Source organism: Oxalicibacterium faecigallinarum (assembly GCF_014635705.1).
Classification (GTDB): Bacteria; Pseudomonadota; Gammaproteobacteria; order Burkholderiales; family Burkholderiaceae_D; genus Oxalicibacterium; species Oxalicibacterium faecigallinarum.
The window spans coordinates 961,558-973,951 of the sequence record NZ_BMDI01000001.1; the positions used below are offsets into that span (position 1 = coordinate 961,558).

Annotated in this window: 12 protein-coding genes and 1 tRNA gene; all 13 read right to left on the reverse strand. The window is 53.5% G+C overall.

Annotation, left to right across the window (positions count from 1 at the left end):
* Positions 1 to 32 precede the first annotated feature (32 nt).
* The 13 genes from nuoI to pnp all read right to left on the reverse strand — a co-directional run bounded on the left by nuoI (position 33) and on the right by pnp (position 12,256).
* A complete protein-coding gene (gene nuoI, locus IEV29_RS04635; RefSeq protein WP_188380071.1) occupies positions 33 to 521 on the reverse strand; it encodes an NADH-quinone oxidoreductase subunit NuoI in 489 nt (162 codons plus the stop codon).
* A gap of 28 nt (positions 522 to 549) precedes the next feature.
* Positions 550 to 1,623, reverse strand: a complete 1,074-nt coding sequence (gene nuoH / locus IEV29_RS04640; RefSeq protein ID WP_188380072.1) for an NADH-quinone oxidoreductase subunit NuoH — start codon at positions 1,621 to 1,623, stop codon at positions 550 to 552.
* Positions 1,623 to 3,959, reverse strand: coding sequence for an NADH-quinone oxidoreductase subunit NuoG (gene nuoG / locus IEV29_RS04645; RefSeq protein WP_188380073.1), 2,337 nt, complete (start codon positions 3,957 to 3,959; stop codon positions 1,623 to 1,625). Before nuoG ends, nuoH begins: the two co-directional genes overlap by 1 nt.
* Positions 3,960 to 4,016: 57 nt before the next feature.
* Positions 4,017 to 5,312, reverse strand: a complete 1,296-nt coding sequence (nuoF, locus tag IEV29_RS04650) for an NADH-quinone oxidoreductase subunit NuoF (protein ID WP_188380074.1) — start codon at positions 5,310 to 5,312, stop codon at positions 4,017 to 4,019.
* Positions 5,309 to 5,788, reverse strand: a complete 480-nt coding sequence (nuoE, locus tag IEV29_RS04655) for an NADH-quinone oxidoreductase subunit NuoE (RefSeq protein WP_188380075.1) — start codon at positions 5,786 to 5,788, stop codon at positions 5,309 to 5,311. Before nuoE ends, nuoF begins: the two co-directional genes overlap by 4 nt.
* A gap of 28 nt (positions 5,789 to 5,816) precedes the next feature.
* Entirely contained in the window at positions 5,817 to 7,070 is a 1,254-nt protein-coding gene (locus tag IEV29_RS04660) for an NADH-quinone oxidoreductase subunit D (protein ID WP_188380076.1), read from the reverse strand.
* A complete protein-coding gene (locus IEV29_RS04665; RefSeq protein ID WP_188380077.1) occupies positions 7,070 to 7,666 on the reverse strand; it encodes an NADH-quinone oxidoreductase subunit C in 597 nt (198 codons plus the stop codon). The genes IEV29_RS04660 and IEV29_RS04665 overlap by 1 nt, the downstream gene beginning before the upstream one ends.
* A 15-nt stretch (positions 7,667 to 7,681) precedes the next feature.
* Positions 7,682 to 8,158: a NuoB/complex I 20 kDa subunit family protein gene (locus tag IEV29_RS04670; protein WP_188380078.1), complete on the reverse strand. Its 477-nt coding sequence runs from the start codon at positions 8,156 to 8,158 to the stop codon at positions 7,682 to 7,684.
* Positions 8,159 to 8,161: 3 nt separating this feature from the next.
* Entirely contained in the window at positions 8,162 to 8,521 is a 360-nt protein-coding gene (locus tag IEV29_RS04675) for an NADH-quinone oxidoreductase subunit A (RefSeq protein WP_188380079.1), read from the reverse strand.
* Between the two features lie 120 nt (positions 8,522 to 8,641).
* A tRNA-Leu gene (locus tag IEV29_RS04680) sits at positions 8,642 to 8,726 on the reverse strand.
* Positions 8,727 to 8,799: 73 nt separating this feature from the next.
* The gene (gene secG, locus IEV29_RS04685) at positions 8,800 to 9,186 is read right to left on the reverse strand and encodes a preprotein translocase subunit SecG (RefSeq protein ID WP_188380080.1); all 387 of its coding nucleotides are present in this window, start codon (positions 9,184 to 9,186) and stop codon (positions 8,800 to 8,802) included.
* A gap of 55 nt (positions 9,187 to 9,241) precedes the next feature.
* Positions 9,242 to 9,988, reverse strand: a complete 747-nt coding sequence (gene tpiA / locus IEV29_RS04690) for a triose-phosphate isomerase (protein WP_188380081.1) — start codon at positions 9,986 to 9,988, stop codon at positions 9,242 to 9,244.
* A gap of 132 nt (positions 9,989 to 10,120) precedes the next feature.
* Positions 10,121 to 12,256 (reverse strand): polyribonucleotide nucleotidyltransferase, encoded by a 2,136-nt coding sequence (gene pnp / locus IEV29_RS04695; protein WP_188380082.1) that lies wholly within the window; start codon positions 12,254 to 12,256, stop codon positions 10,121 to 10,123.
* Positions 12,257 to 12,394 lie beyond the last annotated feature (138 nt).

Consider the following 12,394-nt stretch of genomic DNA (forward strand, 5'->3'; position numbering starts at 1 on the left):
AGAAAGTCAGCGCAATGCCGCCAAATGATTAATCAACGATAGGCCGCATCTGCAGTACGCGCAGCAGCGATTTCAGGTTCAAAACGATCGCCCACAGCCAGCAGCATTTCCTTCGTGTAGTACAGGTCGCCGCGCTTCTCGCCGTGGTATTCGAGAATATGTGTCTCAACGATCGAATCAACCGGGCAGGATTCCTCGCAGAAGCCGCAGAAAATGCATTTGGTCAGATCGATGTCATAGCGTGTGGTACGGCGCGTCCCGTCGGCACGTTGGTCCGACTCGATCGAAATCGCCATTGCCGGGCAAACTGCTTCACACAGTTTGCAAGCAATACAGCGCTCTTCACCGTTTGGATAGCGACGCAATGCGTGCAAACCACGAAAACGCACCGACTGCGGTGTTTTCTCTTCCGGGAACTGCACGGTAATTTTTCGTGCAAACAAGTAGCGGCCAGTCAGCGCCATGCCCTTGAAGAGCTCGCGCAGCATCAGGCTACCGAAAAAATCCTTAATTGCTTCCATCTTTGGCTTCCTCTTTGCTCAGCCTTGATTAATTCCAGATATTCAGTGGTGTCTTCATCCAGATCGCAACGACCAGGAACCAGACCAAGGTCAGTGGAATGAACACTTTCCAACCCAAACGCATAATCTGGTCATAGCGGTAACGTGGGAACGATGCACGGAACCAGACAAACAGCGAAATCACGAAGAAGGTCTTCAGGCCCAACCAGATCCAGCCTGGAATCCAGGTGAATGGCGCGAAATCAAATGGTGCCGCCCAACCGCCGAGGAACATCAACGAAGTCAGCAGCGAGATCAGCCACATATTGGCGTACTCGGCCAGGAAGAACATCGCGAACGACATACCGGAATATTCAACCATGTGACCTGCGACGATCTCCGACTCCCCTTCCACAACGTCGAACGGGTGGCGGTTCAGTTCAGCCGTGCCAGAGACAACATAGATAATGAACAGCGGCAGCAACGGCAACCAGTTCCACGACAGGAAATTCAGACCCATGTCAGCAAAACGGCCTTGTGTCTGTGTCGTCACAACATCGATCAGGTTCATCGAGCCGGATACCATCAGAATGACGACCAGGCAGAAGCCCATCGCGATTTCGTAAGAAATCATCTGTGCCGAGGCACGCATTGCACCCAGAAATGCATATTTCGAGTTCGATGCCCAACCTGCAATGATGATGCCGTAGACCTCCAGCGAGGTAATTGCCATCACGAACAGCAAGCCTGCATTGACATTTGCCAGAACCGCTTCCGGTCCGAAAGGAATCACCGCCCAAGCCACCAGCGATGGCATGATGGTCATGACCGGTGCGATCACGAACAATGCCTTATTCGATTTCGCAGGAACAACAACTTCTTTCAGCAGCAGCTTGACGCCGTCGGCAATCGGTTGCAGCAGGCCTAGCGGACCGGTACGGTTGGGCCCATGACGTACATGCATCCAGCCGATCAGCTTACGTTCCCACAAGGTCATGTAAGCAACTGCACCCATCAGAGGCGCAACGATCGCAATGATCTTGACCAGATTCCAGACGAGTGGCCAGTAATAGCCAAAAAATGCGTCACCCGTTGCGTGGATGGACAGTAATACTTGATCCATTACGCTTTCTCCACGCTGATAGGACCGAACATTGCGCCGAGGCTGGCAGTGGACTGATGTCCAGCGGCCACGCGCACGACATTAACTGGCAGCGTCTTGTCGACTGCAGCAACCAGCACTGCACTGCCATTACCTTGTACAACCTTGACTTGATCACCAGCAGCGATGCCCAGTTTGCCAGCCAGATCAGCAGACAGCCATGCTTTTGGCGCAGCGCCATCACGTGTGCTTTGCAGTGGCTCGGAACGACGAACGATTGCATCGGTTGCGTAGATCGATACGTCCGCAACGCGCTCCAGTGAACCCGTTACTGCAGATGCAGCTTGTGGCAGCGCTTTGCCAATGTTGTTCAGACGTGGTTGCAATTGCGCATCAGCTGGCGCGTTGGCACCGATGATTTCGTTACGGATCGCTTCCGAGGTTTCGTAGTCGAAGCCGTTCAGTTCAAGCAGATTGCCGAGGACACGCAGGACTTTCCAGCCTGGACGTGCATCGCCGAGAGGCTTGACCGTGCCATTGAAGCTTTGTGCGCGACCTTCGCAGTTGACGAACGTACCGGATGTTTCCGAGAACGGCGTAATCGGCAGCATCACGTCAGCAAAATCAGCACCGTGTTTAAATGCCGACATCACGACAACCATATCGGCTTGATTCAGCGCGGCGCGTGCAGCTTGCGGATTGGCACTATCCAGCTCCGGCTCTGCATTCAACAGAACATATGCTTTACGTGGCTGCGCAAACATTTGCACGGCATTCGCACCGTTTTGACCTGGCAATGCATTTGCCAGGTAACCGCCAACGGTGTTAGCCGCTTCGGTCAGGAAACCAAACTTGGCTTCGGTGTTTTGTGCAATCCATTGTGCGGCAGCGTGCAGTTTGGCGGCCTCTGGATGTTGCAACACCGCATTACCCAGCAGCACTGCCTTGGGCTCGCCTGATAGCAGACTTGCAGCAATCTGTTTTGCTTCAGCAGAAGCGACCACACCATCAAAACCTGCAGGTGCAGCAACACCGCGTGCTTCTGCAACTGCAACAATCACTTCACCCAGCGCAGCCAACCAATCGGATGGTGCCTTGATCATCTTGTTTGCGATCGGCATCAGCAGATCATCGTCTGTTGCATGCAGGATGCTGACGCTTGCGCCGCCCTTCACTGCCAGACGCAGACGCGATGCCAGCAATGGATGATCCTTGCGCAGGAAGGAGCCGATCACGAATGCACGCTTGAGCGCAGCGAACTCATTGATCGACATGCCCAGCCAAGGCTTGATCGATGCATCCAGCGATGCATCCGATTGACGCAGACGGAAATCAACGTTGTCGGAACCGATGCCGCGTACCAGTTTCTGCAGCAGCGACATTTCTTCCAGTGTCGAGTTTGGCGTCGCCAGGGCAGCGATCGAATCAGCGCCATGTTCGTGACGGATGTTACGCAGACCGTGCGCCACATACTCCAATGCAGTCTGCCAGTCCGTTTCCTGCCACTTGCCATCCTGCTTGATCATCGGATTGGTCAGACGCTCTTCGCTGTTCAGACCTTCGTAGGCAAAACGATCCTTGTCCGAAATCCAGCATTCATTGACGTCTTCATTTTCGAGCGGCAATACACGCATGACTTTGCCGGCCTTAACCTGAACGATCAGATTGGCGCCAAGGCTGTCGTGCGGGCTGACGGATTTGCGACGCGACAGCTCCCAGGTACGAGCGCTGTAACGGAAAGGCTTCGACGTCAGTGCACCAACTGGACACAAATCGATCATGTTGCCAGACAGTTCGGAATCAACGGTCTTGCCAACGAACGAAGTGATCTCAGCGTGCTCGCCACGGTTCAGCATGCCGAACTCCATGACGCCGGCGACTTCCTGACCGAAACGAACGCAGCGTGTGCAGTGAATGCAACGGCTCATCTCTTGCATCGAGATCAGCGGACCGACGTCTTTCGGGACCACGACGCGTTTTTCTTCTTCGTAACGCGAAGCCGAACCGCCATAACCAACGGCCAGATCCTGCAGTTGACACTCACCACCCTGATCGCAGATCGGGCAATCAAGCGGGTGATTAATGAGCAGGAACTCCATCACGCCCTTCTGAGCCTTGACCGCTTTTTCGCTGTTGGAGCGAACGATCATGCCCGGTGCAACCGGCGTTGCACACGCTGGCAGCGGCTTAGGCGCTTTCTCTACCTCGACGAGGCACATGCGGCAGTTTGCCGCGATGGAGAGTTTCTTGTGATAGCAAAAATGCGGAATGTATGTGCCGAGTTTGTTGGCAGCATCCATAACCATGCTGCCTTCCTGCACTTCGACTTTTTTGCCGTCTATTTCAATTTCAACCATGGCTTTGCTTTTTCTGCGTCAGTGTTCTCACTAGGTATCAATATACGAAGTGGGCTGCTATACGTAAGCGGGCACCAAGCAATGCTTATGCTCGATGTGGTACACAAACTCTTCACGGAACTGCTGGATCATTGCGCGAACTGGCATTGCGGCCGCATCGCCGAGTGCGCAAATCGTACGACCCTGGATGTTGTCAGCGATCGAATTGAGCATGTCGAGGTCTTCTGCACGACCTTGACCGTTTTCGATACGCTGCACCATGCGATACAACCAGCCAGTACCTTCACGGCACGGCGTACATTGACCACAGGATTCTTCAAAATAGAAATACGAAAGACGCAACAGTGACTTGACCATGCAACGGGTCTCGTCCATCACGATCACTGCGCCGGAGCCCAGCATCGAACCTGCTTTTGCGACCGAATCGTAATCCATATCGGTTGCCATCATGACGTCACCGCGCACGACAGGCACGGAAGAGCCACCCGGGATGACTGCCTTGAGTTTTTTGCCATCGCGTACACCACCTGCCAGTTCAAGCAAGGTCGCGAAAGGCGTACCCAGAGGAATTTCGTAGTTGCCAGGATTGGTCACATCGCCTGACACCGAAAAAATCTTGGTGCCGCCGTTGTTTGGCTTGCCCAGTCCGGCATAAGCTTCTGCGCCTACCTGGAAGATAAACGGGACAGCAGCGAACGTCTCGGTATTGTTGATCGTGGTTGGCTTACCAAACAAACCATAGCTGGCTGGGAAAGGCGGCTTGAAGCGCGGCTGCCCTTTTTTGCCTTCGATCGATTCCAGCAACGCGGTTTCTTCCCCGCAGATGTAGGCGCCGTAACCATGGAATGCGTGCAGCTGAAAACTATGAGACGAACCCAGAATGTTATCGCCGAGGAAACCGGCCGCACGCGCCTGCTCCAGCGCTTCTTCAAAGCGTTGATATTCGCCGAAGATCTCGCCACGGATGTAGTTGTAACCGACCGTCACACCCATCGCATAGGCAGCGATCGTCATACCTTCGATCACCGAATGCGGGTTGTAACGCAGGATGTCGCGATCCTTGAATGTACCAGGCTCGCCTTCATCCGAATTACAGACCAGATATTTCTGGCCTTCGTAGTTCTTCGGCATGAAGCTCCACTTCAAGCCACTTGGGAAGCCCGCACCACCACGACCACGCAACGTCGATGCCTTGACTTCAGCGATGACCTGATCAGGCGTCATGCCTTCGCTCAAAATACGCTTCAGAGATTCGTAGCCGCCACGTTTGACGTAGTCTTGCAAACCCCAGTTATCGCCAGTCAGATTTGCAAAAATCAACGGCTTGATATGACGATTGTGCAAGCTGGTCATTTCTTCAGTTCCTCTACCAGAGCATCGATTTTTTCGTTCGACATGAAGCTGCACATACGATGATTGTTGACCAGCATGACCGGCGCATCGCCACAGGCACCCATGCACTCGCCTTCCAGCAGCGTGAACTGGCCGTCCTCGGTCGTTTCACGATAGTCAATGCCCAGCTTTTCTTTCAGATAGTGCGCTGCACGCTCACCGCCCGACAGCAGGCAAGGCAGATTGGTGCAAACCGAGATTTTCGATTTGCCAACCGGCTTGGTGTTGTACATGTTGTAGAAAGTCGCGACTTCCTGAACCGCAATGGCAGGCATGCGCAGATAGTCAGCGATTTCCTGCATGACTTCCGGCGACAACCAGTTGGTTTCAACTTGCGCAATCGCCAGCGTTGCCATCACGGCAGACTGACGCTGCTCTGGTGGGAACTTGGCGATCTCGCGATCGATTTTTTTGTACGCTTGTTCTGATAACAGCATTTTTATGCCTCTACTCATTGCCCGCGGATCAGCGGTCAATCTCACCAAACACGATATCCTGCGTACCAATGATGGTCACAGCATCTGCCAGCATATGGCCTCTGGACATTTCATCCATGCCCTGCAAGTGCGCAAAACCTGGCGCACGAATCTTCATGCGATATGGCTTGTTGGCACCATCGGAAATCAGATAAACGCCAAACTCGCCCTTCGGATGCTCCACCGCCGCATACGCCTCACCTGGCGGCACGTGGAAGCCTTCGGTAAAGAGTTTGAAGTGGTGAATCAGATCTTCCATGTTCGACTTCATGCCAACACGCGATGGCGGTGCCACTTTGTGGTTGTCGGTCATGACAGGGCCAGCGTTGTTACGCAGCCATTCGATACATTGCTTGATGATGCGATTGGACTGACGCATCTCCTCGACACGTACCAGATAACGGTCATAGCAATCGCCGTTGGTACCGACAGGAATGTCAAAATCCAGCAGGTCGTAAACTTCGTAAGGCTGGGTCTTGCGCAGATCCCATTCAATACCGGAACCACGCAACATCGGACCGGTAAAGCCCATTGCCTTCGCACGCTCAGGCGAAACCACACCCACACCAACCAGACGCTGTTTCCAGATACGATTATCTGTCAACAGGGTTTCGTATTCGTCGACATAAGTCGGGAAACGATTGGTGAAATCTTCGATGAAGTCCAGCAGCGAGCCTTGACGATTTTCGTTCAGTTTCTGGATCGCTTTTGCATTGCGCACGACCGAAGCCTTGTGCTGCGGCATGCTGTCCGGCAGATCACGATAGACGCCACCTGGACGATAATAAGCAGCGTGCATACGTGCACCCGACACTGCTTCATAGCAGTCCATCAGATCTTCACGTTCACGGAATGCGTACAGGAACACGCCCATTGCGCCCACGTCCAGCGCATGTGCGCCGATCCACATCAGGTGATTCAGGATACGGGTGATTTCATCGAACATGACGCGGATGTACTGGGCACGCAAAGGCACTTCCAGACCCAGCAGTTTTTCGATCGCCATCACGTAACCGTGCTCGTTGCACATCATCGACACATAATCGAGTCGATCCATGTAAGGCACAGATTGCAGATAGGTTTTTTGTTCAGCGAGCTTTTCGGTTGCGCGATGCAGCAGACCGATATGCGGATCCGCACGTTGAATGACTTCACCATCCAACTCAAGCACCAGACGCAACACGCCGTGTGCTGCTGGGTGCTGAGGACCGAAGTTCAGTGTGTAATTCTTGATCTCAGCCATTATTTCATCCCGTACTGTTCTTCACGGATCACACGTGGCACGTTTTCACGCGGCTCAATCGTGACCGGCTGGTAAATCACGCGCTTTTGCTCAGGGTCGTAACGCATTTCAACGTAACCAGAGACAGGGAAATCCTTACGGAAAGGATGGCCGATAAAGCCGTAGTCGGTCAAAATGCGACGCAGATCGTTATGACCTTCAAACAGGATGCCGTAGAAGTCGAATGCTTCACGTTCAAACCAGTTTGCTGCCGGCCAGATATCGATAACCGAAGCAACTACCGGCATCTCATCATCCGGCGCGAATACACGCACACGCAGACGCCAGTTATGCGAGATCGACAGCAAATGGGAAACCGCGGCAAAACGCGGACCTTCCCAGACGCCATCACCATACGTCGAGTAATCCACGCCACAGAGATCGATCAGCTCTTCGAAACGCAGATCCGAGTGATCACGCAGCACACGCATGGCAGACAGATAATCTGCCGCCTTGACAACGATGGTCACTTCACCCAGCGCCACCGTCAAAGTTTGAAGCTGATCACCCAGCGCGTTACGCAGAGCCGCTTCGAGAAGTTCGAGTTTGGTCGTCATATCTAACCGCAGTCTTTATCGAGCAATCGTATAGGTACGACGAATCTTGTTCTGCAATTGCAGAATGCCGTACAGCAGCGCCTCGGCAGTCGGAGGACAGCCAGGCACATACACATCAATAGGAACAATACGATCGCAACCGCGAACGACACTGTAGGAATAGTGATAGTAACCACCACCGTTTGCGCAGGAACCCATCGAAATCACCCAGCGCGGCTCCGGCATCTGGTCATACACCTTGCGCAGGGCTGGCGCCATCTTGTTGCACAAGGTACCGGCAACAATCATCACATCGGACTGACGTGGCGAGGGACGAAACACCACACCAAAACGATCCAGATCGTAACGCGCCGCACCTGCATGCATCATTTCCACCGCGCAGCACGCCAAACCAAACGTCATCGGCCACAGCGAGCCCGTACGCGTCCAGTTGATCAGCTTGTCAGCCGTGGTGGTGATGAAACCTTCGTTCAATACGCCTTCAATTGCCATGACTTACTCCCAATCCAGCGCGCCTTTTTTCCATTCGTACACCAGACCCAGGGTCAGTACACCAATGAAAATCATCATCGCCCAAAATCCCACCATTCCGACATCATGCATGGCTACCGCCCAAGGAACCAGGAAGGCAACTTCGAGATCGAAGAGAATGAAAAGAATCGCAACCAAGTAATAGCGCACATCGAACTTCATGCGCGCATCCTCGAATGCCTCAAAGCCGCATTCGTAAGGAGAAAGTTTTTGTGCAGTAGGATTGTACGGACCCAGAACGCGCCCGAGAATCTGAGGCAGGACACCAACAGCGATGCCCACCAAAATGAAAAGCAAGACGGGGAAATAGTTTTCGAGATTCACGATGACAGTATATTGGCTAAGCGGTTGGCAAATTTCGCAAAAATACTTGTTTGACGGAGCCCAGGACTCTGTCGATAAAAAGCCAGCTTGGACTCACCCTTGCTGGCCTTTTAAATTTTATGGTGCCGACGGCGAGACTCGAACTCGCACAGCTTTCGCCACTACCCCCTCAAGATAGCGTGTCTACCAATTTCACCACGTCGGCAAGACTTCTATTTTAACCTGCTTTGATGCTTTTATTCAATGTGCAATCACATCAAAACAGGAAGAACACAAAGTTATTTTGGCACTTCGTTGGAACGATCATTTCCGACTGGCGCCGCTGGTTTTTCACCCGGCACGGAAGAACTTGCCGGCGCAGCGGGTGCAGCACCAGGAACGTCAGAAACCGGAACGTTTTCCATCACACCACCACCAACAGTGGCAGGCGCATTACTTACAAATGCCAGACCCAGCGTTGCCGAAAAAAAGATGACCGCTGCAAGCGCCGTCATCTTCGAGAGAAAGTTGGAAGAACCTGTTGCACCAAACAAACTACCGGATGCACCAGAACCAAACGACGCACCCATATCAGCACCTTTACCATGCTGCAATAGCACAAGGCCAATGATCGCCAGTGCCGACAGCACCTGCAGGACGACGATGAGGGTATGCATGCTATTCATTTAATTTAACTTCCAGTTCTAGATAATCGTAAATAAACTCGTTATTGCTTCGCCATTACACATCACACGCAATCGCGAGAAAATCCTTGGCCTTCAATGCCGCACCACCAACAAGGCCGCCATCAATATCCGGCATCGCCATTAACTCTGCGGCATTGTCCGGCTTCATGCTACCGCCGTACAGAATTCGAACAACATTCGCAGCCTGCGCATCAACCGCTTGTATGCGTTTGCGCAACATTGCATGCACATCCTGCGCCATTTGCGGCGTGGCCGTTTTACCGGTACCAATCGCCCAAATCGGCTCGTATGCTACAACAATCCGATCAACAGTGCCGGACAGAAGACGGTGAAGCACCACATCGATTTGCGCCCCAATGACCGTATCGGTCTGCCCTGCTTCGCGCTGCGCCAGTGTTTCACCCACGCACACGATCGGCACCAATCCCGCCTCAATGGCACGTGCTGCCTTATCTGCTACCAGTTCATCACTTTCACCGAAAGCGGCACGCCGCTCCGAATGACCAACGATGACATAACGACAGCCGAACTCCAGCAGCATCGCAGCGGAAACTTCACCCGTATACGCGCCCGCTTCATGCTTCGATACATCCTGCGCGCCCAGCGCAATCGGACTACCATCCAGCAAAGCCTGGCACTGTGCCAGATAAGGTGCCGGCACACACACCGCAACATCACAGGCCTCACTTGCGAAATCGGCTTTCACATCCGCCAGTAACGCAGCATTGGCAGCCAGGCTGCCATTCATTTTCCAGTTGCCTGCGACGAGTTTGCGGCGCATAAGTAATCCAGAATTCCAATAACCCGCTATTCTAGCCCGCTGCACAGAGCACGGTCAAACTGAAGCAACGATTACCGCAAAGAAAAACCGCCCTCGGCTTGCGCGTCGGGCGGCTTATCGAAGCAATGCTGCTTATTCCTGAACAGCTGCCGGCTCCGGATTTTCATCCGCAACCGCTGCCTTCATGGACAATTTCAAGCGACCACGGTCGTCCGTCTCGAGCACTTTCACACGAACTTGCTGACCTTCTTTCAGATAGTCGGCAACGGCGTTGACACGCTCGTTGGCAATCTGGCTGATGTGCAACAAACCGTCTTTGCCTGGAATGACTTGCACGATGGCGCCGAAATCCAGCAGCTTGAGAACCGTACCTTCGTAGATTTTTCCAACTTCAACCGAAGCGGTCAGCTCTTCGATACGACGCTTGGCTTCCTGACCTGCAGCTGCATCAACGGAAGCGATGGTAACAACACCTTCATCGCTGATATCGATCTGCGTACCGGTTTCTTCAGTCAATGCACGAATCACCGCACCACCTTTACCGATGACGTCACGGATTTTTTCCGGATTGATCTTGATGGTAATCAGGCGTGGCGCAAAGTCGGACAGTTTGCCAGCGGTACCGCTTGGCAGCGCTTTTTCCATTTCGCCCAGAATGTGCACGCGACCTTCTTTTGCCTGCGCCAGTGCGACTTGCATGATTTCCTTGGTGATGCCCTGGATCTTGATATCCATTTGCAGCGCGGTGATACCGTTTGCCGTACCGGCAACCTTGAAGTCCATGTCGCCGAGGTGATCTTCGTCGCCCAGAATATCGGTCAGAACGGCAAATTTATTGCCTTCCTTGATCAGACCCATCGCAATACCAGCAACGTGCGATTGCATTGGTACGCCAGCATCCATCAGCGCCAGGCAGCCGCCGCAAACCGACGCCATCGACGACGAGCCGTTGGATTCGGTGATTTCCGATACCAGACGTACCGAATAGCTGAACTCTTCCGGCGCTGGCAACGCAGCAACCAGTGCACGTTTGGCCAGACGACCGTGACCGATTTCACGACGCTTCGGCGTGCCGACACGACCGGTTTCACCGGTTGCAAACGGAGGCATGTTGTAGTGCATCATGAAACGATCCGAGTATTCACCCATCAGTGCATCGATCTTTTGCTCGTCGCGTGCAGTACCCAGCGTGGCGATGACCAGTGCCTGCGTCTCACCGCGTGTGAACAATGCCGAACCGTGGGTACGTGGCAATACGCCCGTACGGATCGAGATCGGACGAACGGTGCGGGTGTCGCGACCGTCGATACGTGGTTCGCCTTCGAGGATTTGCGAGCGAACGATCTTGGCTTCCAGATCGAACAGGATATTGCCGACTTCAGCGGCATCCGGCGCTTCGCCACCGATCGATGCGGCTTCAGCTGCCAGCTCCGCCATCACTTCAGCAGAGGCATCTTTCAGCTTCGTCGTACGTGCCTGCTTGTCTTTGGTCTGGTAGGCAGCGCGCAGCTTGCTTTCTGCAAAATGCGCAACGCGCGAGATCAGCGCGTCGTTTTTCGGTGCCGGTGACCACTGGACTTCCGGCTTGCCGCCATCACGCACCAGTTCATGGATTGCATCGATCACGGCTTTCATTTGCTCGTGACCGTAAACAACGGCACCCAGCATGACTTCTTCTGACAGTTGCTGCGCTTCCGATTCCACCATCAACACAGCGCGCTCGGTACCCGCAACAACCAGATCCAGTTGCGACTTGGTCAATTGCGTTGCGGTTGGGTTCAGAACATATTGGCCATCGATATAGCCAACACGGGCAGCACCGACAGGGCCGGCAAATGGGATACCGGCAACCGACAAGGCAGCCGATGCACCGATCATGGCTGGAATGTCCGGATCGATTTCCGGATTGACCGACAGAACGTGCACGATGATTTGCACTTCATTCAGGTAGCCCTCTGGAAACAATGGGCGAATTGGGCGATCGATCAGACGCGAGGTCAGCGTTTCCTTCTCGGAAGGACGACCTTCACGCTTGAGGAAGCCGCCTGGAATACGGCCGGCTGCATACGATTTCTCGATGTAATCAACGGTCAACGGAAAAAAATCCTGACCTGGCTTGGCATCCTTCTTGGCAACAACGGTTGCCAGAACAACGGTATCTTCAACCGATACAAGTACGGCGCCCGTAGATTGACGAGCGATTTCGCCCGTTTCAAGCGTGACCTGATGCTGGCCGTACTGGAAAGTTTTGGTGACTTTATTAAACACGGATGTTCCTTTCTAATTTGCCGACAGATTTTCAGGGGCTGTCGTTCACCTCACCACAACGACACACGGAACATGCATCGTTTAATCTCCTGCTCCACTCCGGTTATCAATTCCGGTTTTCACTGCCACTTCGCCCTA